Origin of the sequence: Spiroplasma helicoides, assembly GCF_001715535.1 — a bacterium.
Classification (GTDB): domain Bacteria; phylum Bacillota_I; class Bacilli_A; order Mycoplasmatales; family Mycoplasmataceae; genus Spiroplasma_A; species Spiroplasma_A helicoides.
In genome coordinates, this window is sequence record NZ_CP017015.1 from 194,146 (window position 1) to 219,753 (window position 25,608).

At 27.7% G+C, this 25,608-nt stretch carries 27 protein-coding genes and 1 tRNA gene; 25 read left to right on the top strand and 3 right to left on the bottom strand.

The genetic code is table 4. The features are described 5' to 3' along the window. Positions 1-2: 2 nt before the first annotated feature. Positions 3-827: an HAD-IIB family hydrolase gene (locus tag SHELI_RS00890; RefSeq protein WP_069115892.1), complete on the top strand. Its 825-nt coding sequence runs from the start codon at positions 3-5 to the stop codon at positions 825-827. A gap of 4 nt (positions 828-831) precedes the next feature. Then, positions 832-2,418: a 2,3-bisphosphoglycerate-independent phosphoglycerate mutase gene (gene gpmI, locus SHELI_RS00895; protein ID WP_069115893.1), complete on the top strand. Its 1,587-nt coding sequence runs from the start codon at positions 832-834 to the stop codon at positions 2,416-2,418. A gap of 23 nt (positions 2,419-2,441) precedes the next feature. Here gpmI and SHELI_RS00900 read toward each other — a convergent pair whose 3' ends face one another. Continuing rightward, the gene (locus SHELI_RS00900) at positions 2,442-3,431 is read right to left on the bottom strand and encodes an NAD(P)/FAD-dependent oxidoreductase (protein ID WP_069115894.1); all 990 of its coding nucleotides are present in this window, start codon (positions 3,429-3,431) and stop codon (positions 2,442-2,444) included. A gap of 67 nt (positions 3,432-3,498) precedes the next feature. On the opposite strand from SHELI_RS00900, the gene tsaE reads away from it, so the two are divergent. From tsaE to proS, 5 genes are all read left to right on the top strand, one after another. Next, the gene (gene tsaE / locus SHELI_RS00905; protein WP_069115895.1) at positions 3,499-3,909 is read left to right on the top strand and encodes a tRNA (adenosine(37)-N6)-threonylcarbamoyltransferase complex ATPase subunit type 1 TsaE; all 411 of its coding nucleotides are present in this window, start codon (positions 3,499-3,501) and stop codon (positions 3,907-3,909) included. Next, positions 3,910-4,476 (top strand): tRNA (adenosine(37)-N6)-threonylcarbamoyltransferase complex dimerization subunit type 1 TsaB, encoded by a 567-nt coding sequence (tsaB, locus tag SHELI_RS00910; protein ID WP_069115896.1) that lies wholly within the window; start codon positions 3,910-3,912, stop codon positions 4,474-4,476. Between the two features lie 45 nt (positions 4,477-4,521). Then, positions 4,522-4,612, top strand: a tRNA-Ser gene (locus SHELI_RS00915). A 111-nt stretch (positions 4,613-4,723) separates the two neighbouring features. Then, the gene (locus tag SHELI_RS00920) at positions 4,724-5,317 is read left to right on the top strand and encodes a hypothetical protein (protein ID WP_069115897.1); all 594 of its coding nucleotides are present in this window, start codon (positions 4,724-4,726) and stop codon (positions 5,315-5,317) included. Beyond that, the gene (gene proS / locus SHELI_RS00925; protein WP_069115898.1) at positions 5,317-6,744 is read left to right on the top strand and encodes a proline--tRNA ligase; all 1,428 of its coding nucleotides are present in this window, start codon (positions 5,317-5,319) and stop codon (positions 6,742-6,744) included. Before SHELI_RS00920 ends, proS begins: the two co-directional genes overlap by 1 nt. 3 nt (positions 6,745-6,747) lie before the next feature. Here the strand turns inward: proS and SHELI_RS00930 are convergent, their stop codons facing one another. Beyond that, positions 6,748-7,845 carry a Fic family protein gene (locus SHELI_RS00930; RefSeq protein ID WP_069115899.1) on the bottom strand — a complete coding sequence of 366 codons (1,098 nt, stop codon included), beginning with the start codon at positions 7,843-7,845 and terminating at the stop codon, positions 6,748-6,750. 145 nt (positions 7,846-7,990) lie between these two features. Between SHELI_RS00930 and SHELI_RS00935 the strand changes: the two genes are divergently transcribed. Then, the gene (locus tag SHELI_RS00935; protein WP_069115900.1) at positions 7,991-8,524 is read left to right on the top strand and encodes a DUF402 domain-containing protein; all 534 of its coding nucleotides are present in this window, start codon (positions 7,991-7,993) and stop codon (positions 8,522-8,524) included. Between the two features lie 12 nt (positions 8,525-8,536). On the opposite strand, the gene SHELI_RS00940 is transcribed toward SHELI_RS00935, so the two are convergent. Continuing rightward, on the bottom strand, positions 8,537-9,391 hold the full coding sequence (locus tag SHELI_RS00940; protein WP_069115901.1) for an ROK family protein: 855 nt from the start codon (positions 9,389-9,391) through the stop codon (positions 8,537-8,539). Positions 9,392-9,512: 121 nt separating this feature from the next. Here SHELI_RS00940 and lepA point away from each other — a divergent pair, with 121 nt between their 5' ends. From lepA to SHELI_RS01030, 17 genes are all read left to right on the top strand, one after another. Continuing rightward, positions 9,513-11,315 (top strand): translation elongation factor 4, encoded by a 1,803-nt coding sequence (lepA, locus tag SHELI_RS00945; protein WP_069115902.1) that lies wholly within the window; start codon positions 9,513-9,515, stop codon positions 11,313-11,315. A gap of 72 nt (positions 11,316-11,387) precedes the next feature. Beyond that, a complete protein-coding gene (locus SHELI_RS00950; protein ID WP_069115903.1) occupies positions 11,388-11,834 on the top strand; it encodes a GNAT family N-acetyltransferase in 447 nt (148 codons plus the stop codon). A gap of 49 nt (positions 11,835-11,883) precedes the next feature. After that, positions 11,884-12,630 (top strand): polysaccharide deacetylase family protein, encoded by a 747-nt coding sequence (locus SHELI_RS00955; RefSeq protein ID WP_069115904.1) that lies wholly within the window; start codon positions 11,884-11,886, stop codon positions 12,628-12,630. Between the two features lie 456 nt (positions 12,631-13,086). Next, entirely contained in the window at positions 13,087-14,007 is a 921-nt protein-coding gene (locus SHELI_RS00965) for a hypothetical protein (protein WP_069115906.1), read from the top strand. A gap of 68 nt (positions 14,008-14,075) precedes the next feature. Further along, complete coding sequence (locus tag SHELI_RS00970) at positions 14,076-15,038, top strand: hypothetical protein (RefSeq protein ID WP_069115907.1); 963 nt, start codon at positions 14,076-14,078, stop codon at positions 15,036-15,038. A gap of 12 nt (positions 15,039-15,050) precedes the next feature. Then, a complete protein-coding gene (locus tag SHELI_RS00975) occupies positions 15,051-15,719 on the top strand; it encodes a M48 family metallopeptidase (protein ID WP_069115908.1) in 669 nt (222 codons plus the stop codon). A 41-nt stretch (positions 15,720-15,760) separates the two neighbouring features. Continuing rightward, complete coding sequence (locus SHELI_RS06075) at positions 15,761-16,768, top strand: DnaJ domain-containing protein (protein WP_069115909.1); 1,008 nt, start codon at positions 15,761-15,763, stop codon at positions 16,766-16,768. A gap of 14 nt (positions 16,769-16,782) precedes the next feature. After that, the gene (locus SHELI_RS00985) at positions 16,783-17,475 is read left to right on the top strand and encodes a hypothetical protein (protein ID WP_069115910.1); all 693 of its coding nucleotides are present in this window, start codon (positions 16,783-16,785) and stop codon (positions 17,473-17,475) included. Positions 17,476-17,479: 4 nt separating this feature from the next. Beyond that, on the top strand, positions 17,480-18,289 hold the full coding sequence (locus SHELI_RS00990) for a hypothetical protein (protein WP_069115911.1): 810 nt from the start codon (positions 17,480-17,482) through the stop codon (positions 18,287-18,289). Between the two features lie 48 nt (positions 18,290-18,337). Then, positions 18,338-19,084: a hypothetical protein gene (locus tag SHELI_RS00995; protein ID WP_069115912.1), complete on the top strand. Its 747-nt coding sequence runs from the start codon at positions 18,338-18,340 to the stop codon at positions 19,082-19,084. Between the two features lie 55 nt (positions 19,085-19,139). Then, entirely contained in the window at positions 19,140-19,541 is a 402-nt protein-coding gene (locus tag SHELI_RS01000; RefSeq protein ID WP_157087559.1) for a hypothetical protein, read from the top strand. A 10-nt stretch (positions 19,542-19,551) separates the two neighbouring features. After that, positions 19,552-19,806 (top strand): hypothetical protein, encoded by a 255-nt coding sequence (locus SHELI_RS01005; RefSeq protein WP_069115914.1) that lies wholly within the window; start codon positions 19,552-19,554, stop codon positions 19,804-19,806. 92 nt (positions 19,807-19,898) lie between these two features. Next, the gene (gene typA, locus SHELI_RS01010) at positions 19,899-21,722 is read left to right on the top strand and encodes a translational GTPase TypA (RefSeq protein WP_069115915.1); all 1,824 of its coding nucleotides are present in this window, start codon (positions 19,899-19,901) and stop codon (positions 21,720-21,722) included. Positions 21,723-21,840: 118 nt separating this feature from the next. Beyond that, the gene (eno, locus tag SHELI_RS01015) at positions 21,841-23,193 is read left to right on the top strand and encodes a phosphopyruvate hydratase (RefSeq protein WP_069115916.1); all 1,353 of its coding nucleotides are present in this window, start codon (positions 21,841-21,843) and stop codon (positions 23,191-23,193) included. Positions 23,194-23,259: 66 nt separating this feature from the next. After that, positions 23,260-24,249 carry a phosphatase PAP2 family protein gene (locus SHELI_RS01020; RefSeq protein ID WP_069115917.1) on the top strand — a complete coding sequence of 330 codons (990 nt, stop codon included), beginning with the start codon at positions 23,260-23,262 and terminating at the stop codon, positions 24,247-24,249. A gap of 1 nt (position 24,250) precedes the next feature. After that, entirely contained in the window at positions 24,251-24,673 is a 423-nt protein-coding gene (ruvX, locus tag SHELI_RS01025) for a Holliday junction resolvase RuvX (protein ID WP_069115918.1), read from the top strand. A 33-nt stretch (positions 24,674-24,706) separates the two neighbouring features. Then, positions 24,707-25,600 carry a hypothetical protein gene (locus SHELI_RS01030; protein ID WP_069115919.1) on the top strand — a complete coding sequence of 298 codons (894 nt, stop codon included), beginning with the start codon at positions 24,707-24,709 and terminating at the stop codon, positions 25,598-25,600. The last annotated feature ends 8 nt before the right edge of the window (positions 25,601-25,608 follow it).

A 25,608-nucleotide genomic window follows, 5' to 3' on the forward strand; every position in this document is an offset into this window, starting at 1 on the left:
ATATGAAAAATGAAATCAAATTCTTAGCATTGGATATGGATGGTACAACATACTACTCAATGGGTAAATGTGTAGAAGAAAATATCCAACCAATAAATAAAGTCATTGACTTAGGTATAAAAGTGGTTTTTGTCACAGGAAGACCACTTGATGCAAAACTAAACAGTTTTGATCTTTTTAATTTTCAAAATCATGATGTTTTAGTAGCTGGATTTAATGGGGCGCTTATAAGAGACATTAATAGTAGCAAAGTGGTTCAAGAAAATCTAATTAGTCTAGATAAAACAAAAAAAGTATTTGATTTATTAATGTCAGGTAGATTTCCAAAAGCTTTTTTATGAGCTTATCCAAAAGATTTGAACAAAGTAATTGTCAGTAAAAAAGACGAAAACAATCATCTATATAAAACAGAAAAAGTTTTTTTTGAGGGAGACATAATCGAATACAACAACCCAGATCAATTAACAGAGTGTTATAAATTTTTGTTTAAAGGCATTGATAAAGCTTTATGCGAAGAACTTACCAAGCTAAATCTAGAGGTTGCTTGAAGTGAGTCGGATGAAAGTGCTGAAGTAACTGAACTAGGAATCAATAAAGCATTCGCTTTAGACTTTTTTTCAAAACATTATGGTATTGATGTGAAGAATATGATGGCGATGGGTGATGCTGCAAATGATGTAAAAATGCTTCAACATGTAGGTTTATCTGTTTGTCCTTCAAATGCTTCAAAAGTAGTTAAAGAAGTATCTAAAATTGTTATGGATTATAAAAATACAGAAGGAGCGGTTGCAAAAGCAATCCAAAAATATATATTACAGGAGGGTTAATAATATGAAAGCAAAAAAACCAGTAGTATTAGCTATATTAGATGGATGAGGACTAGCAGCACCTGGAAAAGGTAATGCTGTAATTGAAGCTAATATGAGTTTTGTAGAAAGTCTAAAAAAAGAATATCCATGAGTTGAAGCACATGCAAGTGGAGAATGAGTAGGTTTACCTGAAGGTCAAATGGGTAACTCTGAAGTTGGTCATATTCATTTAGGTGCTGGAAGAATTAAATATGAGTCATTAACTTTAATTAATAAAGCAATTAAAGAACATACATTTGAAAAAAACGAAACAATTAATAAAGCAATTGAAAATTGTAAAAAAAATACAAGCGCATTTCATATAATGGGTCTATTCTCTGACGGGGGAGTTCACTCACATATGAAACATATGTTTGCAACATTTGAAGCAGCAGCAAGAGCCGGATTAAAAGAAATATATGTTCATTTATTTACAGATGGTAGAGACACAAAACCTGCGGTCGCAATAAATTATCTAAATGAGCTATTAGATCTATTTTCAAAATATGGAGTAGGACAAGTAGGTTCAATTTCAGGTAGATTTTACTCAATGGATAGAGATAAAAGAATGGAAAGAACTGCTGAAGGTTATAGTTCATTAGTTGACAGAAAAACTAATAATAGTTTCACAGATCCTATAGAATACATAAAATCTCAATATGATCAAGGAAAAGATGATGAAGGAATTATTCCCGCATATAATTCAGCAGCTCCAGAAGGTTATGTTAAATCAAATGATTCAGTAGTCTTTATTAACTTTAGACCAGATAGAGCAATTCAGATGGCAAGTACTTTTACAAATAAAGACTATATGGCTTGAAAAGACCAAGCATTTAGTGAATTAACATTCCTAGGGGATAGAATATTTTTTGTTTCTATGATGGAATACTCAGATTCAGTTGCTTCAAAACATATCGCTTTTAAACCAATTGAAGTGGTAAATGGTTTAGGTGAATGATTAAGCAATAAGGGTTATAAACAACTAAGAATTGCAGAAACAGAAAAAATTGCACATGTTACTTTCTTTTTTGACGGAGGTAAAGATTACTTCAAAAATGGACTAGCAACACCAGATGAAATAAAATTAAACGGAGCATCAATAAATTTGATTCCTTCACCAAAAGTTGCTACATATGATTTAAAACCAGAAATGTCCGCAGTAGAAATTACAGACCAACTTGTTAAACAAATAGAAGCTAATGAGTTTGACCTAATTGTTTTAAACTATGCAAACTGTGATATGGTTGGACACACTGGTGTTTTAGAAGCTGCGATTAAGGGTGTAAAAACTTTAGATGAACAATTAAAAAGAGTCTATGATGCGACTCAAAAAACTGGTGCTGTTATGATTATTACAGCAGACCATGGTAATGCAGAAGTCATGATTGATGCAGAAGGTGGACCAAACAAAAAACATACAAGTCAACCTGTTCCTATAATAGTTACTGATAAATCTATTAAACTAAGAGTAAAAGATGCAGCAATTGCAGATGTTGCTCCAACAATTTTAGAAATTTTTGGGGAAGAAAAACCAGCAGAAATGACTCAACCAAGTTTAATAGAAAAATAAAAAAACTCCTTCAAGGAGTTTTTTTATCAACCATTATTTAATATTTTTCTGTCATTTATCACTTTTTCAATATTGATTATTGCTTGCATTGCTTCAAAAAAAGCCGATAGTATATTTCTAGACTTACCTTCATATGCACAAGCATCTCCCGCGGCATAGAAACCTTCAATTGAAGAAGACATTCTATAGTCAACACATATTCTAGAGTTATCATTTTTTTTAATTTCCAAAATGTTAAATGCTTCACCATAAAACTGAACACCAAACTCCACAATTATAAAATCAGTATCCAATTTTATATGTTCTTCATTCTCAACATTTTTTAATTCTAAACTACTTACATAATTATCTTCTGCCACATAACTGTTAAAAACATAAGGATATATCAATTCGATATTTTGTTTTTTTGCCAATTCTATGCTTGAACTCTTTGCTCTAAATTCTGTTCTTCTATGAACTAATGAAACTTTTCTAGCAATTGGTGCTATAAAATTGGCTCAATCTAATGCTGAGTCACCACCACCAAAGATCACAACTTTTTTGTTTTTAAACAAATTTGAGTCTTTAAATTCATAAATTATGTTAGTATATTTTTCATCGTTTTCAAATAATCTTCTTTTTTTGTATTGACCTACTCCAATTGTACATAAAACTGTTTTGAAAATTTGTTTAGTTTTATCTGAAAATTCAACTTCAAATCAGTTTTTAAATAATTCTTTGTTTTCTATTGGTTCTATTATTTTTATATTCGTTATTGTTGTATTAAACTTTGTATTTACTTTACTTTCATCTTTTAATATTGAATCATATAGTTTATGAATAGCATCTTCAGCTTTTATTTCATTATATCCAGGGAAATTTCTTACTGGCTTTTGTGGGTATAAATTAGTGACTTGCCCACCATATTTTTTATTACTTTCAATAATGGTTGCTGTTAAACCTAAATCAGCTGCAGTTTTTCAGGCATAAAGTCCTGCTGGACCAGCACCAATAATAAGTACATCTTTTATCATTTTATTTGCTACTCCTAACTAAAAAATTATATCATAAATATATATTTAGAATTTTAGGAGAAGAATAATGATTATAAACTCAATGGATGAATTAAGTAAAGTAGTTGACATTATTAAACCATATTGTCAGAAGAACATGGTTATTTTACTAAATGGTGATTTAGGAGCTGGAAAAACTACATTTACAAAAAAACTTTTAAAGCAACTTGGTGTAAAAGAACTTGTTAATTCTCCAACTTTTGTTATTATGAATCAGTATGAAATTAAAGATTTTAAAATAAACCATGTTGATGCATATAGGCTAAATAAAGATGAAGAAGTAGAATTGTACTTAGAACACTTTTATGAAAGTCTTAATATAATAGAATGAAGCGAAAACTTGAATATTGATTATGGTTTGTATTTTAAAATAATTAAAATAAATATAAAAATTATAGATGAAAATAAAAGGGAATTTATAATAGAAGGGATTGAATAAATGAATTTATTTATAGATACAAGTAACGGTTATCTTATTTTGATACTAGAAAAAGAAAATAAAGTTATAGATAACATAATTCTTGCAAAACAACTAAGAGTAAGTGATATTGCACTAGAACAGATCGATAATTTATTGAAAAGAAACAACCTTTCTATTAAAGAAATAAACAGTATTTATGCAACAAAAGGTCCAGGTAGCTATACAGGTGTTAGAGTTGCTATCACAATAGCAAAGACCCTTAAATCGATTGATTCTAGATATAACATATATTTAATTAGTTCGTTAGCATATCAGGCTGGTGAGAGTGATTGTATTAGTATGCTTGATGCAAAAGGTGAAAAGTCGTATTTGGGTATATATAGCAAAAAAAGCTGTGTAATTGCTGATCAATTATTACCTAATGATTATATTGATGACTTTTGTTCAGGATTTCCTAATTTTATCAAAAAACAGGATTATCAAGAAATGGACTTTTTAAACAATTATATAAGTCTAAAAGACAAATTTGAACTTATTGAAGACATTGAAAAAGTAGAACCTTTTTATATTAAACACTTTATTTAAATTTAAAAGAATTATTCTTGTTTTTTTGCTATAATTCTTTTGTATGGATTGATACTCAAGTTGGTGAAGAGGGCACCCTGCTAAGGTGTTAGGTCGGGCAACCGGCGCGAGAGTTCGAGTCTCTCTCAATCCGCCATTTAATGAAAAAAACAAACCAAGATTGCTTGGTTTTTTATTTGTACTTACAATTATAAATATCTTTAAAATAAGTTAAAATTATATTATCGTAATTTGAGGGAGATAAAATATGGCAAAAAATAATAAAGGAAAAGACGATTTAAAAGATAAACAACCAAAAAAAGGTTTATTAAAAAAAATCTTTGCTTCTAAAGCTGAGCAAAAAAAGATTTTTCAAATAATAAAATCAAAAAAAGTTCAATATTTGTACTTTTATACCGATATTAATAATGTAATGCTAATTTTGGAGAATGGAATTAGGTTAATCAAAGAACAAAAATTAGCAAAAGATGAAGAGTACATTGTTTGAACTTATTTGGAATTTGAAAACTCTATTGGTTTAGAATTTGATACTTCAACAAGGGTACATTTTTGAAAATGAGCAAGTGAAGCGAAGGTTGATGTTGAGAGAATATCTGTTATTGGAATAAATCCAGAAAAATTAGCTCATCAATCAAAAAAAGACTGAGCTTTTGATCAAACAACAAATATTGTATATGTTTATGAAACAGTTCCAACTCCAGCAATCGAGTTTATAATGGTTAAAGACAAAGCAAACTTAAAAAGAATTCAAACATATGTTGATGCCAATGATATTGACATCGATGTATTTTATGGAGAAACTGGGAATATAAATAAAAGTATTAAAGGAGAAAATAAATAATGGCGCAAAAAATGGAAAAAATAACACCTAGGGATGAAGACTTCGCGCAGTGATATACAGATGTTGTTAAGAATGCTAATTTAGTGGATTACGGACCTGTAAAGGGAACTTTAATATTTAAGCCCTATGGTTATGCAATTTGAGAAAACATAATGAAGATAGTTGATGCTGATTTTAAAAAAATGGGTGTTACTAATGTATATTTTCCTTTATTAATACCAGCCAGCCTTTTTAATAAAGAAAAAGAACATATAGAGGGATTTGCACCAGAAGTTGCAACTGTAACTAAAGTTGGTGACAAACAACTTGGTGAAGACCTTTATATTAGACCAACCAGTGAAGTTCTGATAATGAATCATTTTGCAAAAGAAATTAAATCTTATAGAGACCTGCCATTAGTTTATAATCAGTGAGCCAATGTTATGCGTTGAGAAAAAACAACAAGACCTTTTTTGAGAAGTAGTGAGTTTTTATGACAAGAAGGTCATACAATTCACTCTGACAAAAAAGAAGCTGAGGAGTTAGCTATAAAAATAGCAAAATATTATAAAGATTTTGTGCAAGACTTTTTACTTTGTCCTGTTTTATCTGGTAAAAAAACAGAAAGAGAAAAATTTGCAGGAGCTAAAGACACTTATACAATAGAAGCATTGATGTATGACGGTCAATCATTGCAATCTGGTACTAGTCATTACTTTGAAGATAATTTTACAAAAGCATTTAATATTAAATTTCAAAATAAAGAGCAAAAAGAAGAGTTTGCTTACACTACAAGTTGAGGAATTTCAACTAGATTAATAGGTGCAATAATAATGACGCATGCAGATGATGAAGGTTTAGTACTTCCATCAAAAATAGCACCAATACAAGTCCAAATTATAAATATTAATGATTCTGATGAAGTTTTAAAAACATCAAATGATTTAAAAGAAAAACTTTCAAAAACTTTTAGAGTAAATATTGATAGTTCGGATAAGTCATTTGGATTTAAAATTTCAGAAGCAGAAATAAAAGGTATACCAATCAGAATAGAAGTTGGACCAAGAGATCTTAAAGATGGAGTTGTAACAATTTCAAGAAGAGATACAAAATCAAAAGAAAGTATAAAACTGGATGATGTAATAAAATACATTGAAAATCAAATAATTGATTATGACAAAAACTTATTTGAAAAAGCTCTACAAAATAGAAAAAATAGAACTTTCTCAGCAAATACAATTTATGAATACATAAAACTTTTAGAAAATAAGCAAGGGTTTGTTTTGGTTCCTTTTTGTTGTGAAATTGATTGTGAAAACAACGTTAAAGAAAAAACCCAAACAGTATCAAGATGTATATCAAGCGATCACAAAGTGGACCAAAATCAAAAATGTTTTAATTGTGAAGCATCTGCCAAAAATATGGTTTACTTTGCAAGATCATATTAATTGTTAATAGTCGCTACCAACAATTATGTCAATGATAGTTTTGAATTCAAAATAATCAGTGTTAGGTATTTTGCGTATATGAAAGTTCTCAACTATTTGATTAAAGACGTTTACAAAAACATTGTCTTCAATGTTACGAAAAAAAGGTTTAACTATATTGTAAACTTGAACATATGTAAAAATAGGATATTTGGATATGTAATCAAATATTCTTTTTTTTATTTCACGATAAACTTCATTATCTTCTTTTGTAATATCTTTTCTGATTATTGTTACCATTTTAGCAGCTTCATCAAAAACCTTAATATTGGATTTCAGTTGATATATAAGTGTATCTAAAAAAAACTCAATCCATTTTTGATAATTTGTGCTGTTGTCAAGTTTGGCTAATTGCATATAATAGGTAAATTGGTCATGTAGGATTGCTTTTGATATATAAAAATATGGTCTATTTGTTAATTGATATTTATTTAAAACTAAGTTAAATAAAATTCTACCTGTCCTTCCATTTCCATCGCTGAATGGGTGTATTTTTTCAAAATATGCATGAGCTATTGAACCTTTGACCAGTGCTTCTAAAACTGCTCCATATTGCTTAAACGGCTCTGGATCATTTAGTCACTCTAAAAACTCTTTTATATATTTTGGTACATCTTGCGGTTTTGGGGGGAAATGATTTGCTATTTGCACTTGCTTTGTTCTCCATGAACCTGGATTTGCAGCAATTGCATCCACAGTAAAAATGTTTTCAAATAAGTCTTTATGAATTTGCAATATAAGATTTTCGGTAAAAAAACTATTTTTATTTATTTCTTTATTAGCATTTTTTAAAGCTGTGACATAGTTTGTAATTTTTTTACTAGTTGGAGTATCTCTTGTAAGAATTTCAATATGTGAAGTATAAATGCCTTCTATTTCATTTGAATTTCTAGCTTCATATTTGAGCATTTGCATTGAAAAAAATTGTGTGTTAAAAATGGCATTATTAAATTTATTATTGTATGCAACAAATAATTTTATTATCTCTGAAACCCTTGATTCTAAATCTTCTGGGTTAAAATGAATATCTCTAATACTATATAGAGGTTTTTTAATGCTCATTTTTGGCTCCTTTTTAGTTATTCTTATTATAGATAGTTTCGAATAATTATTTAAAAAAATAAATGAATAGAAGAAAAAAAGTTATAATCTAGTTGTGAGATATTAATAAAATGAATTTTTAAGAATAAGAATGGGGGCGTTTTACGTGAATAGTGTAAAACCTTTTGATAAAGTTCTTGTTCATGCATATAAACAAAATGGTAGTTTATATAGGTCCTGAGAAAAAGCAATAGTTTTTAAAGAAGACGAAGAAGTTCTTATATTGATTAATGAAGATGTTGTAATAACTGAGTTCAATGGTAGAAAATGAAGAACTAATGAGCCAGCAATTTGATTTTTCTTTAAAAAAGAATGATACAACATTATATGTATGTTTAAAGAACAAGGCATTAATTATTATTGTAATATTGCATCTCCATATATTTTTGAGTCTAAAACTATTAAGTACATTGATTATGATTTAGATATCAAAGTTTTTAATGATGGAAGTTACAAAATATTAGATTTAAAAGAATTTAATAGAAATCGAATCTCATATAGTTATTCAAGAACTGTGATTGAAAAAGTTTGAGAAAGTGTTGATAAGTTAAAAGAAAAATTAAAAAAACCAACCAAATACTTTTTACACGAGTTTGCTCAAGATTTATGAGAAGAATATAAAAAAATGAAGACCAAATAAAGTCTTCATTTTTTATTGATTAACACAACCTAGGAGTGTTGCTTTGGTTAAATCTTCTGCAAATTCAAATTTAGTTTTGTAAAATATGTCTTTTGTTACAACTCAAACTCTTTCAAATATTTTATTAAAGAAATCTTGGTTGAATAAAGCAACGGTTCCTCCAACTACAAAAGTTTCTGGATTTATAAAATATATTGCTGTTGAGAAAAGTTGTACAAACTTATCTTCTAAAGTTTTAAAGTAATTGTTAACAGTTTCGTTATTTCCTTGTTTTAGTAGTTCGAAGCCTTCCTTGGCAGATTTGACATCAACACCTCTTTTAGACAACTGCAAAGGGATATTTATTCCACTTCCAAAAAACTCAATCCCTGATCTTGTTTCGTCACCTAAGTCTAGATTAGGTAATGCATTTGCAATCTCACAAGCAGTGCCTGTAAATCCATTAAATATTTTTCCATCAATAACGAGTCCTGCTCCAACACCTGTTGAAACCGTAATGTATAAAAGTGATTTGCTTTTTTTTATAATTGCTTGACCTAAAGCTGCAATATTTGCATCATTATTAAATAATATTTTTACACTAAACTCTTTTTTAAAAACCTCAACTAAATTTAGTTGACATCAACCAGGTAAATTGGGTGTATGTAATATCATGCCTTTATATATGTCTAGTGGACCTGGAGCACAGATACCTATTAATTCTAACTCTGCTTCTTGTTTTGCTTTTGTAATATAATTTTTTATTTGTTCAAATGATTTAGAAAAATCATTTGGGTTTGTTTCATAAATTTCAATATCTTTGATATCTTCTCCAAATACTTTTGCAATTCTTATAGATGTTCCACCAATATCAAGTGCTATTTTCATATACTTTCTCCTTATATATCTATTCTAAATTCTAAATTATTTTTAAAGACATTTAAATAAAATTATATTTCAAGTACAATTAATAAGACTTAAATATTATAATTGCTCAAAGGAGGGCATTATGGATAAATCAAAAATTAGAAACTTTAGTATAATTGCCCACATTGATCATGGTAAATCTACATTGGCGGATAGAATTTTAGAGCTTACAGGGAGTGTTGATAAAAGAGATATGCAAGCTCAACTTCTTGACTCAATGGATATTGAAAGAGAAAGAGGTATAACAATTAAGTTAAACTCTGTTCAATTGAAATATAAAGCAAAAGATGGGCAAGAATACATTTTTCATTTAATAGACACCCCAGGACATGTTGATTTTACTTATGAAGTTTCAAGAAGTTTAGCTGCATGTGAAGGAGCTTTGCTTGTTGTTGATGCAAGTCAAGGTATTGAAGCACAAACTCTTGCTAATGTTTATTTGGCATTAGACAATGATTTAGAAATAATTCCTGTCATTAATAAAGTTGACCTACCAGCAGCAGAACCAGAAAGAGTAAAAGAAGAAATAGAGAGCGTAATAGGAATAGATTGTTCAAATGCACCAATGATTAGTGCAAAAACAGGTTTAAATGTTGAAGAAGTTTTAGAAGCTATTGTTAAGTTTATTCCTTATCCTCTTGCAGCAGACGATAAAAAACCACTAAAAGCTTTAATATTTGATTCATATTATGACAAATATAGAGGAGTTATGGCATCAATTAGAGTTGTTGAAGGAACAGTTAAAGTTGGTCAACAAATTAAAATGATGCAATCACAAGCTGTTTATGAAGTAACTGAGTTGGGAGTAAAAACACCCTTTGAAGTTAAAAAAGATCATTTAGAAGCAGGTGAAGTTGGGTGATTAGCAGCTTCAATTAAAACCGTTAGAGATGTTCAGGTTGGAGACACTATCACAACAAAAGATAATGGAGCAAGCGAACCATTGCCAGGATACAAAAAATTGAATCCTATGGTTTATTGTGGAATTTATCCAGTTGACACAGCCAAGTATAAAGATTTAAAAGAAGCTTTAGAAAAAATTAGCTTAAGTGATGCGAGTCTAGTGTATGAGGCTGAAAGTTCACAGTCTTTAGGTTTTGGATTTAGATGTGGTTTTTTAGGTTTATTACACATGGACGTTATTCAAGAACGTCTTGAAAGAGAATATGATTTAACCTTAATAGCAACAGCGCCATCAGTTATTTATAATGTTAACTTGACTAATGGAGAAACAATACAAATTGATAATCCTGCTTTTTTACCAGACCCACAAAAAATTAATACTATTGAAGAACCATATGTAAAGGTTTCAATAATGACTCCAGATCAATATCTAGGAGATTTAATGGGTCTTTGTCAGGATAAAAGAGGTAACTATATAAACATTGATTATATTGATGACACTAGAAGAAATCTAGTTTATGAAATGCCATTAAATGAAATAGTTTTTGATTTTTTTAATAAATTAAAATCTATTTCGAAAGGATATGCTTCATTTGATTATGAACTTATTGGTTATAAAGTATCTAAACTTGTAAAAATGGACATCCTTTTAAATGGGGATGTTGTTGATGCTTTATCAACTATTGTTCATAAAGATTTTGCATATCATCGTGGAAAGGTATTAACTGAAAAATTAAAAGAAATAATACCTAGACAAAATTTTGAAGTTCCAGTACAAGCAGCAATTGGTTCTAAAATAATAGCAAGAGAAACAATCAAAGCTATGAGAAAAAATGTTTTGGCAAAATGTTATGGTGGAGATATTTCACGTAAGAAGAAGCTTCTTGAAAAACAAAAAGAAGGAAAAAAACGTATGAAAGCCATTGGATCAGTAGAAGTTCCACAAGAAGCGTTCATAGCAGTTTTAAAGTTAGATGATTAAAAAGTAATATTGGAAATCTATTATTAAATTAATCTTGGATGGAATATTAGTATTATTTGAAAGGGGTTTAATATGATTGATCAAGAATTAAGATTTGAAGTTGAATATGGAGTTAATAACGAAGTTTATAAAGATGCTAGTAATATAAGAAAAACAGTTTTTATTATAGAACAAAAAGTTCCTAAAGAAATAGAAGTAGATGAATTTGAAAATGAAAGCTATCATATTGTAGGTTATTTAAGAGATGTTCCTATTTGTTGTGCAAGAATAATGACTGAATATGGTAAGTTTAAAATCGGTAGAGTAGCTATTTTAAAACCTTTTAGAGGAAAAGGGATAGGAGATTATTTATTTACATTTACTCTTGATTATTTAAAAAACGATTTAAATGCTAAAGAAGTATATTTGAACTCACAAGCACAAGTTACAAACTTTTATCGCAAGCATGGTTTTAACACACTAGGAGAACCATTTTTAGAAGCAAATATTGTTCATATTAAAATGAAAAAAGTTTTATAATTTTTATAATTTAAATAAAAGTGCTATTATATAAAAAAAGGAAGATTCTATGAAAACTGTATTAAAAAAATTACCATACATATTTCTAGCATTATTATTATTTGGTTTTTTTATGTCATTGGTTTTATATGGAGCAAAAGATACAAATAGTTATGTTGTAAACAAAATAAAGTCAGATAAAAAAGTCTGTATGTTAACTTTTGATGATGGACCTAATTTAGATTATGATAATGAAATTATGGATATACTTCAAGAAAATGAGGTTGAAGGTACTTTTTTTTATGTTGGCAAAAACATTGAGAAAAATGATAATAATAAAGTTAAACAACTATTTAAAAGAATTTTGGACAATGGTTCATATATAGGTAATCACACATACTCACATTCCAAGTATCAGTTTAGAGAAAGTAAATTAATAGATGAAATTAATAAAACTGATAGTTTGATAAAAGCTAATTTACCAAAATGAGAGGGTGAATATCACATTCCAGTTAGAATGTCATACCTACAATTCTATTTAGGGATGGGAAAAGTTCTAAATAACATAAATAGATCTAATTTCATAGAAGGTTATTTGAGTGGTGACTGAAAATTTGATAGCATCGGAAAAGAAAAAATAGTTACCCGCTACATGAACAACGTTTCTGGCAAAAACATTCTTGTTATGCATTCAACAAAATACACTAAAGAATATCTACCAGAAGTCATTAAAGAATTAAAAGAAAAAGAATATAGCTTTGCAACCTTTAATCCTAAATCTAAAAACTATTTTAAAAATTACGGAGAATTAGCATAATATGAGTTACTTTGATATTGTTGTAATATTTGGTTTGTTATGTTCTTTGGTTTTTTATGGATGATCAGTTTTTAGAATTATTAAGGTTGTAGGTTTTGAAAAAGAAAACAATTGAAGTAAAAAATGATATTTTGTCATTGAGCTACTGTATTTACTAGCTAATAACTATTATTTGATTTGTTACTTAATGTATACTATTTTCTACTTTAACTCATTTTTGTTTATGAAGATAAACGTTATTATATCTTTTATATTTTTCTTGTCACAATTTTCATGATCTTTATTTACACACTTGAAAAAAATATACTAAAAAAGATTGTTATATTTACTTATTTACACAAGATATATTAAGATAAATAAGTTTTTTTAATTTTCAAGCTTTAAGTCAATTATTAGTTGTTATTTCTAATGCAAAATTATATAATATACTAAATATTTGAAAGTGAGATGATTAATGTGGATAAACTAAAAATTTGAAAATTTTTTATGGCTCTAGCTGTAACTGGTTTGTGCATATTAAATTGTATTTTTGCATTTTATGTATTCTATGATGGTAGTGGATATTATTTTAAATTTAATTCAGATAACATTTTAGTTATAAATATCATAATATTTACTGCATCAATACTATATCTTTTTACAACCATCTTACATTTGAGTTTAAAAAACTCTGCTAGTAAAGCCTTTGGAGTAATTAATTTAATAATTTCTGTAGTGATCATAGCTGCTCTACCAATTACTTTACTACCAAATAATATACTGGGAGAAGCTAGCTGATACAAAGTAGTATTTGTTATACCAGCAATAGCACTTATTTGTTCAGACTCAATATTAACAGTTCTTAAATTAACAGGCAAATTGAATCCAGTTATTCAACAAAACATCACACAAGTGGTATCAAATGCAGCATCACAACCTGACATTATGGGTGATAATATTGGCATGAATGTACCCCTAAGTAATATTGAATTAAAAGATGCAACAGAATTGAAAATGAAAATTCAAATGATGCAATCTGGTTTAAGCAAAAGTTATGATGAAGCTATTGAGGAAATTGAAAAAACAGGTCAATTGAATGGTATGGAGCTAAAAGGTATTTTAGATGATCTAGAAGATGAAACTCCAACAATTATTCCCTATTCTTATGAGCAAGTAAATAAATCTAACGCAAGTAACAATGTAAATAAACAAAGCCGTGCAAATGGAAATGAAATTAATTTTGAAGATCCACTTGCTGAATTACAAGGTGGTTCAAATAGTATGGATTATGAAAGTATTAATTCAACTTCTTTGTCAGGAGAAAAAGATAATTTAAATACAAGTGCCTATAAATATCTATCAAGAAGAGTAAAAGATGATAGAGGAGATGCTCATTAAAATAGAATTTAGTTTATACTAAATTCTTTTTTTATAAAATGGTAAAATTACAAAAGTTAGGGGTAATTATGCAATCAGCTTTAAAAGAATCACAAGTACAAAATAAAAAAGAAGAAAATGTAGTTGCTAGTAAAAAAGATAAGTTAGCCAAAATCAAAGCAATTAAAGATGATATAAAAAATAAAGCGCATGAAATATATCTTTTTGCAAGAAATACCAATAGAGTACTACTTTTTTTTGTTTTGTTTTTAAGAATAGTTGTCACATTCTTGTGAGTTATAGTACCAATTTTGATAGCTCTGATGTTTTATTATGATCCTGGAACTAGAAATCTTTTGGGTTATATATTATCATATATTCTTAAAAATACTTCAGATGGTTCAGCTACCGTTCCATCAGTTGACATTAGGGTTGTGGAGTTTTTTTCATCAATAATAACACCAATTATATGATTTGTTATGTTATTTTTCATGCTGATTGGCTTTTTAATACCTTTCTTTTCTAAAGCGCAATGAAAAAAACGTGCATTTTATGCATTTAATTTATTTTTTTGATCAGCATTTATGGTTGGGCTAATGTATTTGATTTGATACTTTAAAGAGTTTTTCCCAAGTGGTCAAAGTAACAATATAAATGAGTTTCAAGATCCTAGAACTATTTATTATAATGCTTTAAACGACACTTACTCACCATTCAAAGCATGGGGCATAGTTTATCAATCAATTTGAGTTACATTTGCGATTATTGGTATTTTTGTTTCAATTGAAACTACACTTATTAGAAAATTTAAACTTAATTTTAAAGATATGTATGGAAGAGATAATTCTACAACTTCACTTGTTAATCAAGTCGTAGAAGGTAAACTGGAGTTTGGTGAAGTTGAACCAAAAAATTTAAGAGTGGAAATTAAAAAACTACAAAAACAACTGGTTGTTGATGAAAAACAAACCATTAAAGATAATATTGCAGAATTTAAAGAAAAGAAAAAAGAACTTAAAATGGTGAAAAAAATCCCTAAACAGAAAAAATAGAGGTTGTGAATTATGCTAAAGATTAGAAAAGTTTTAAACTATAAAGCTTATCCAATTGAATATGACTTAATTTTTAAAGAGCAAAAGTACATTAGACTAAAAATTGTCGATGACAATATAATAGTGTCTGCTCCAGTTCAGGCACAAGATTGAGAAATCGAGCATCTAATTTACAAAAACATCAACAGAATCATTAAAGTCATAGAATTTAGAGAACAAAACAAAAAATTTGAAATATCTAACCCAGGTTTTGTTAAAATATTTGACAAAAAAGTAACTGTATATTTTAGATTAGAACCCGACGAAAAAATGAAAGATACTTATAAACTTTATGATAGAGATGAATTGACAATTAAACATATGTACAAAAAGATGTCTTTAGAATATTATGATGTTTTTTTGCAAAGAATTAATATGTGAAAAGAAGTAATGGGTTTAGACTTTAAAAACTTAACAGTTAAAGAAATGAAGGGTAAATGAGGAATTTGTTATCCTGATAAGTCAAAAATCGTTTTAAATATAAGATTAATTCACTACCCAATGGTGGCGATGGATTACGTGATTGTGCATGAATTAAGTCATTTGGTTCACAAAAACCACTCAAGAAGTTTTTGAAATCACGTGCAAAAGTTCTTACCTAATTACAAAGATTATAGCAACTTACTAAAAGTAGCAATTTAATTTGAATTAAGTATAATTATCATAGAGAGGTTTACTTATTTATGGGCTGAAAAAAAGAGTTTAAAAAATTTCAAAAAAGTAATGCAAGAAAAAACTCTGTATTTGACTATTCAGAAGGTGAATCAAGCATTATAAGTTGGAAAGCTGTTTTTGAAAATGTTAATTTTTGGACTATAGAAAATATGAATATCATCATTGAAGACTATAATTTAGAAATAGATGATTTGATTAAGTATCAAAGATTTCCAAGCAGACTTTCAGATGGTTATATCTATGAATTTAAAAAATTTGGGATTAGAGAAGACTTCGATTCTTACCCATGTACGAGTTTTTTTAAATATACATATGAGTATTTATCAAGAAGAGTTGGAAGTTATGGAGCAACCTTGATAGTCACAGCCTTAACCAAGTACACATACTATACAACATTTAAATTTTGAAAAGTTTTTAACTTTACGTTTTCAAGTAAAGATATTGATGATTATCCATTAAAAAGAATTTTTGAAGTAATGCAAAGGGTTTGTGTTGATGCTTTGGAAGGAATAATTGACAAAGCATTAATGTTAATGGATGATCGTGAAATAATACCTTATAAAGAGCATTTACTTGTAGAACAAATAGTTGATTTAGGAGATGAATTCACATATCACTGAAGTAAAATGTTGGATCAAGTTATTGATTTAACACTTGAAGAATACACATATAACTATAATCATGATAGAAATTACACATCAGAACAATCTTATTCTTCATATAATGAAACACTAGAGTTTGCAAGTAATAATAGTAATTATTTTGAAGATAATTCGGAAGACTTTTATGAAAAAACTTGCACAATGGTCTTTAATGACGAGGTGAATGATGCATTCAATTACTTTGGAATTACAAAAATGAGTAGTATGGATGAATTTAAAAAAGTATATCGTAAACTTGCCAAACAATTTCACCCAGATATTAATAGTGAGCCTGAAGCAGCATATGAAATGAAAAAAATTAATGTTTTTAAAACAATTATTGAGCAGTACTTTGATAAATATGGTCTAACATAGGAGGATATATTTCCATGGTTAATAAGGTTTGAGATGATTTATTAAAATCTTCAAATGACTTAATAAAAAATTTTGATAAGTCAAAAATCATTGATATAGTAAAAGATTTTAGTGAAAACCTAATTGCTTTTAGTGAAATCTATTCTTCTAATAGAGAAGCGTTTTTTAAATTTTTAAATGAAAGATACAAAAAATTTATTATTCAATGCACAAACATAATATCATCAGCTGATTCAGTTGCTGCTATTATGCAATTAAACGAAGGAACGAATGACTATTTCATTTTAATAAATCTTTTTAGACAATTGATGGTGACCCTAGATTCATTGTCAAGTGAATATTGACTTCAAATTATTTATGGGATGAAAAGTGAAGATTCTGAGTTGATCAAATTTTTAGTAACAAATGCCAATAAAGCATCATTTGAATTAAATAACTTGGATAAAAAAGAAATTGAAAAAAAAGCAAAAAAGTTTAGTTTTTTGCCTGATAAGTATTATAATAAATTATTGAATAAAGGATTATGAGAAGAAGTAAAAAATTTAGAAAAGAGAGTTTTAGCTAAACCCGATGGCGATTATGAATATTTTAAACAATTAGTTGCCTCATCAGACGAATTAGCTGATGATATGATTGTTAATTTGTGAGCGATGTTAGCAATAGCTATAAGTTACTTAGATTATCTGAATAAGTTACTGAAGGGGTAAAAATATGCAAATAAAAGAATGAGAGTACTATAGTCATATTCCAAAAGATATGATTTCAAATGAAGTATATATGCTGCTATCTATTTTTGGTGCTGAAAATAAATATTTAAAACTATTAGAAAAAAGATGATTTGAAAAAAGAGATTTAGAAGACTTCAGACAATATATGGAAGAAGCATTTGAGCAATGTGAAATTTCAAACAAGACAGAAGTTAATAGAGATAGTTTAAGTTGTCTTTTAAGATTGATGGCAATTTGCGATACTTTTTCAGACTATGAATACATTTATGATGTTTCAAGTGAAATATATTTAAGTAACAAATCTAAACATAATGAGTTGAGACTTTATGATTATGCATTTAAACAATTAATCAACTCTACAAGTTATGCTTTACTAAAAGAAATAGCTGAAATAAACATAATTTCAAAATATAAATCTTTAAAAAATGAAGTGGTGCAAGAGGCGGATAAAATTGTTCAAAATGAAAACCTAAAATCTGTTATACCAATGACATATTCTTTAAACGATTTATTAAGTGATTTACTTGATTTATTAGAAGATGATAGTGATAACCAAAGAGAATTTGAAGTTGCAGATGAAGTGTTTTTATATAACTTTGCTATTTATTACTCAACTAAGTTTTACTTTACTTTACTTTTGAGAGAAAAAATTATACTTGAAGAAGAAAGAATTAATAAAATAACAATTGAAGAATATAAACCATTAATAGAAGAAGATGATATGAGAAAATCTGAAACAATTATGTTAAATGATGACTCAAAAGAAATATTTTACAAAACTTTAAAGAACTAAATAAATATTTATTTAACTATAAATATTTATTTTTTTGAAAGGCTAGTTATGACACCTATTTATACTCATATTATTGTTTATTTATTTTTTGTAGTTCTTTCCAATGGAGCTTATTTTTTAACTAAATTTTTATTTATAAACTTTATTGATAATGTTAAGCAATATTTTGGCAATTCTATAAATTTAAATGGTTTCCCCTTTTTTATAAAAAAAGAGTGAAAGCAAAGAATAATTCCAACATTATTGAACATAGGCGTAATAGTTATTTTATACATGTTATATTTATATTTTTTGTATAAAGATTTTGAAATAGACGATTTTTCAAATAGAGTAATCATTTTTTTAGTTTGCTCTATATTTATAATAATTATTGCAGTTGCTTGATGTCTATATTTATTTTTTTACAATGAAAATAGAGTAAAAAAAATTGGGTTATATGAATTTGAAGATTTAACCGATTATTTTGATCTTCTTTTAAAACAATATGATTTCAATGAAATTAAATTTTTAGACTTTAAACACTTTAAAGAAAACAATAAGTTATTCAAATTCGGTGAAAAGTATTTTTTACATTTTGAAAAGTTGTTGTCTTCTAAAAAGTATGAGAATTTTGATTTAGAAGTTGCTAAAAACTTTAAAAATATGCTTTTAAAATTTACAAAAAAATTTATCGAAAACAACAATATTTTTGAAAATACATATTTTGTTTTCAACAAAGTTACTTATGATAAAAACAATTTTTCTAGTATATTGATAAACAATTATATGTTTATTGTTTTTAAACATAAAGTGTAAAAAATATATAAAAATATTATATTAATTTATATAATTTAACAAAAGGAAGATGAATTTGAATAAGGCTAGATTAACAACTAAAATTGGTTTGATACTAACAGGTTTCTTCCCAATAATTATGATTGTTGCAATCATATTTTGTATTGTGTTTTTAGGATCATCTTATTTTGAAGCTTTAGGGAGCTTTGCCTATTTATCAATCATATTTAATATATTTGCTCTCGCGATGTGCATAGTTTCATACTTTTTGATTAAAAGCGAAAAATTACTTACATATGGTTTTTTTGTAAGTTTATTTACTGGATGTTTTTTATTTATATGAGGATTAACCTCAACAATAATACTGTTAGGCTACAACGATATATTGCCAGATAGTTTTGGTATCTTAGGTAGTCCATTTCAAATAACAATAATAGTTGGTTCTATTATTGGTATAACCAAAAAACCTTGAAAATAAGGAGAGAGTTATGTATTTAAGTGAAGAAGCTTCATATTGAATAATTGGTGTAACTATTTTTGTTTATTTTTCATTATCATTAGTACATTTATATTTTGTGAATAGATGAATAAGTAAAAATGAAGATCAAAGGTCAAATATAGAAAGAGTTTTATTGTGAATAAGCTCAGTTTTTTTAATAGTTGCTTTGTTAATGCCGATTTGATTAACTAAACTGAAGTGATTTCCAATGACTTCTTCATCGAAAAAAGCAAAATATAAATAGAGTTTTTAAAACATTCTTTAATATTTCTTTGTATTTAACCTTAAAAATTGGTACTATATTTTTGTTAACAAAATTCTAGGAGAAAAAATTAAATGAATAAAAAAATAATAAATATTGCCGTTATCGCTCACGTTGACGCAGGTAAATCAACATTGGTGGATGCTTTTTTAAATCAAGCTGGTGTTTTTAGAGCTAATGAAGAAGTTGTAGCTCAGGTTATGGATAGTAATGATCAAGAAAGAGAACGTGGTATTACCATATACTCAAAAAACTGTGCGATTGAGTATAAAGACTACAAAATTAATATAGTTGATACGCCTGGCCATGCTGACTTTTCAAGTGAGGTTGAACGTATTATGAAAACTGTTGATACAGTTATTCTATTGGTTGATTCAGCAGAAGGGCCAATGCCACAAACAAGATTTGTTCTATCAAAAGCATTGGAATTAGGATTAAAACCAATTCTTCTAATAAATAAAATTGACAAAAAAGATCAAAGAGCTCTTGAAGTAGTTGATGAAGTTCTTGAATTATTTATGGAACTTGATGCAAATGATGAACAACTTGAATTTACTACTTTATTTGGGGTTGCTAGAGAAGGTATTGTTCAATACTCAATGGATGAAAAATCAACAGACTTATCACCATTATTTGAAACAATCATTAAACAAGTAGGAAATTATCCACTTGAATTAACACAAGAACCCACACAACTTCAAATTTCGTCACTTGCATATGACTCATTTATTGGAAGATTAGGAATTGGAAGACTATTTAAAGGAACTTTAAAAGAAGGCCAACAAGTAGCGATTTCTAAAAACGATGGTTCAATAAATAAAGAAAAAGTTAGTGGTGTTTTTGTTTATCAAGGATTAAAAAGAGTTCCTGTTAAAGAAGCACAAGCTGGAGAAATAGTTGTAATATCTGGAATTAAAGATTTAACAATTGGAGATACTGTTTGTGATGCAAATAATATAAACCCATTAACACCAATTATAATCGAACAACCAACTATGAGTATGAACTTTTTAGTAAATACATCACCATTTGCTGGAAGAGTTGGTAAATTTGTTACTACAAGAAACATAAAAGAAAGATTAGACAAAGAACTAGAAGTTAATGTGGGATTAAAAGTTGAACAATTAAGTGATTCTAGTGCTGATGGTTTTAAAGTTCTGGGTAGAGGTGAGCTTCACCTTTCAGTATTAATAGAAACTATGAGAAGAGAAGGTTTTGAACTAGGTATCTCAAGACCAGAAGTTGTTTTCAAAATTGATGAAAATGGTAAAAAGTTAGAACCTATGGAAAGAGTTATTATTGATGTTCCAACAGAGTTTTCAGGAACTGTTATTAATAAATTAAATATTAGAAAAGGTATAATGATTGACATGGATTCAGATGGTGTAAGGGACAAGGTGACTTACTCTGTACCAACTAGAGGTCTGATTGGATTTAAATCAGAATTTACAAATGATACAAGAGGTGAAGGTGTACTTGTAAAATCTTTCACTGGTTATGAAGAATTTAAAGGACCAATTGATGGAAGAATTAATGGGACACTGGTGTCAATGGCAAATGGTGTTACTTTACCATATGCATTAAATAACTTAGAAGAAAGAGGAATCTTGTTTGTGGGACCTCAAGTTGAAGTATATGACGGAATGATAGTTGGTTTACACTCAAGAAGTAATGACTTAGAAGTTAATCCAACAACCGGAAAAAAACTTACTAATACAAGAGCAAGTGGGTCAGATGATTCAGTAAAACTTACCCCACCAAAAAAATTTACATTAGAAGAAGCTTTAGAATTTATTGAATGAGATGAACTTGTTGAAGTAACTCCTGATGACATTAGACTTAGAAAAAAATGACTTACTTCTAACGAAAGAAGACAACATAGAAATGATCCACACTAGTGTGGATTTTTTCCATTTTTAAGTAGTTTTTTTGAAAAAAATTCTATAAATAACAAGAAAAAATCTAATCAATTTATTTTTTTTAGAGTTATCATAAAGGGGTAAGGAGAATAGAGATATGTCAAAAATAGTTAAAGTAGTAGCACACGAAGTATTAGACTCACGTGGATTTCCAACTGTACAAGTTGATGTAGAAACAGAATTTGGTGGACGCGGTTCAGCAAAAGTTCCATCAGGAGCATCAACTGGTTCAAGAGAAGCATTAGAATTAAGAGACGGAGATAAAAAACGTTTTAATGGTAAAGGGGTATTAAAAGCAGTTGCCAATGTAAATGATAAATTAGCTGATTTAGTAATTGGTATGGAAGTTTTCGATCAAATCGCAATTGACCAAGCTATGTGTAAATTAGATGGTGATGATTTCAAAAAAAACTTAGGAGCAAATGCAATATTAGGAGTTTCATTAGCAGTAGCAAAAGCAGCAGCAGATGAATTAGATATTCCATTATACAGATACATTGGGGGAACAAACGCAAGAAGATTACCTGTTCCAATGTTAAACGTTATTAATGGGGGAGAACATGCAGATAGTGCAATCGACTTCCAAGAATTTATGATTATGCCAGTAGGGGCACCATCATTTAGAGAAGCTTTAAGATGAGCTTCAGAAACATTCCAAGCATTAAAATCACTATTACATGATAAAGGTGATATTACTGCTGTTGGGGATGAAGGTGGATTTGCACCTCACTTTAGTTGAGCATACAAAGAAGAATCATTAGAAGCTTTCAAAGCAAAAACTCCAGTTGAAGTTGCATTAGACTTATTAGTTGAAGCAATTGAAAAAGCTGGATACAAAACTGGTAGAGATGGAATCATGATCGCAATGGATTGTGCTAACTCTGAATTATACAAAGATGATAAAAAATACCACTTCAAAAAAATTGAAAAATTAACAGGGAAAGAATGATCAATGACAACTAAGGAAATGGTTAGTTTCTTAGATATGTTAGTTGATAAATACCCAATCATTTCAATTGAAGATGGATTAGCAGAATCAGATTGAGAAGGATTCCAATTGCAAGTTGAAACTATGGGACATAAAATTCAAATCGTTGGGGATGACTTATTTGTTACAAACCCAAAAATTACTGCGGAAGGAATTGAAAAACATGCAGCAAATTCAGTTTTAATTAAATTTAACCAAATTGGTTCATTAACTGAAACTATTGAAACAATTCAAATGGCTCAAAAAGCTGGATGAACTGCTGTTACTTCACACCGTTCAGGAGAAACTGAAGATGCAACAATCGCTGACTTAGCAGTTGCTTTAAATACAGGACAAATTAAAACAGGTTCAATGTCAAGATCTGATAGAATTGCAAAATACAACAGATTATTAGAAATTGAAGCAGAGCTTGGAGATGCAGCAATTTACGATGGAATTAAATCATTCTACAACTTAAAATAATAATTATTAATTTAAAACTCTACTTTGTAGAGTTTTTTTTATTGTAAAATCATTAAAGGTGAAAATATGTTTTTTAAAACTAAAAAAAATAACATAATATTTTGAACAATAAGTTTTTCTATTTTTTTAGGAATTTTTGCTGTTGGAATAGTTTATGACTTCACAATAGCAAATTATTTTTTTTCTAAATCAGCACAACTTGAAGACAAAACTAGTTTTATAAAATATTTTTTTAATATATATGGAATGTCAGTTATAGTTCTTCCTATCTATATTTCAATAGTTACTCTTGTTTATTGTTTAACATATCAAGCTAAAATTACAAAACAATGAATAGTTGTAATCAATGTTTTCATTACAACTATATATTTTTTGGCAACATTATACTTATCGGTTTATTCTACTTATAATGATTATCACAATAGTTTCAATAACTATCAGCTAGTTGTTGAATCAATTGCTTCATGCACTATTTTGATTTTAGTTGCACTATCAATTATTTTTATTTACCTATTTTTATACACAAAAAAAATTACTAAAGAAATTTTTAATATTGAAGAGCTAGCTAAAAAGGCTGGATATTGTATTTTGTATATATTGTTATCATTAATCACCATAAACATAATAAAAATAGGTGTTGGTAGACTTCGCCCTTATCAAGTGTTTGAATTTGATGATTCAAAAAGTCATTTTTATTATCCTTTTCAGGTAAATACAACTTCTGTACGAGGAAATAGTTTTCCATCTGGTCATGTACATTCATCCTTATGTGTTTTTGGTTTTTTATATTTTATAAACACAAAAACCAAGAGACAAAAAATCAGCTTTTGGGCTTTATTTTCAATTTTTAGTATTATGAGTTTTTTAACATTGCTTTCAAGATTATTTATAAGTGCACACTTTTTTACAGACACATTGTTTTCGCTAATTATTTGCTTGTTTTGGTTTGTAATATCTAAAACTATTATCAATAAAATGATAAAAAAAGATTTGAAAAAACAAAGTTTAAAGTCTGATTTAGAAAAAACAACTAGTTTTAAAGAAAAAGGAGAGTAATATGGCAAAATACATAGGTTTAGATATTGGTTCAAAGACAATTGGAGTAGCGATCAGTGAAGGTTTTTTTGCAAATACGCATTCAACAATACGTTTTGATGAATATAATTTTGATCAAGCAGCAAATTCCTTGATAAAACTCTTACAAGTAGAGGGTTATGAAAAAATAGCGATAGGTTATCCAAAAAACATGGATGGAAGTATTGGACATAGAGTTGAGATGGTTGAAGAGTTTATCTCAGTCCTTTTAGAAAAAGAAAATATAGATAAAAATGATATTGTAAAAATTGATGAAAGATTAACTACCAAAATGGCTAAGTCAATCATGATTGAAGCAAATCTTAGTCGCAAAAAACAAAAAGTTAATAAAGACCAAGTTGCCGCAAAGCTAATACTACAAACATTTTTAGAACAAAATAAATAGTATAAAATGTATTTATATTTATTGGAGGTATTTATGGAGTCAACAAATGGCGTTTTGCTAAAAGAAAATGAAAAAATGCTAAAAAGCATGTATGTGATATCTAAAAAAACTTTTAGAAACTTTATCTTAAATATGGTTTTATTTTTAGTATTGCTTTTATTTGTTATACTAAATCAACTAGTATTTAAAGAAAATAAAAAAGTTCAAATAATTATTAATATGGTTTGTATAGGATGTATGGCTTATTTAATTATGGCTTTTACAATAATAGGTTGATTTTCAACTGAATATTACTTTAAAAGTTTAAAAGTATTTGATTATAAAGCGCAGTTATCAGAATCAAAAATTGAAGGACAAAGAATTATTGAATTAAACTCAGTTGGTTTTATATTGCTAAATATTTTAATAAGTTTTATTTCAACACTTGTTTTTACATATTTGATGTATATTACCTTTGAACATTATACTGACAATAAAGTATGGGTAGAAATTGGGGCAATTTCAATACATTTATTATTAATACCAGCCTTTGTTAGAATGTTTGAGACAATTCTAGAAATTTCAAATAATTACAAAAAACTTTTAAGTCATTTCTTAACAACTCAATTTGATAGTGTAAAGCATTTGTTTGAAGATGCGAAATTCGATTTACATTCTACTCATTTAAAATTTGAGTCATATAATTTAAGATCTAGAAATAATATTTTCTTAATAAATTCAGATCATTATAATGAAAATGATAAAAAAATAATAGCTTCCGTAAATGAGGTTATTTTAGAAAATTATAAAAAATTATGGATTGAATACACAAAAGTGTACTCACTTTTTAGAAATTTAAATCCTAAAGAAAATATGCACTTGATAAGAAAAGCAAGATCACTACTAGTTGTATATTTGAACATTTGAAATGACTTTTTTATTTTTTAAAATCATTT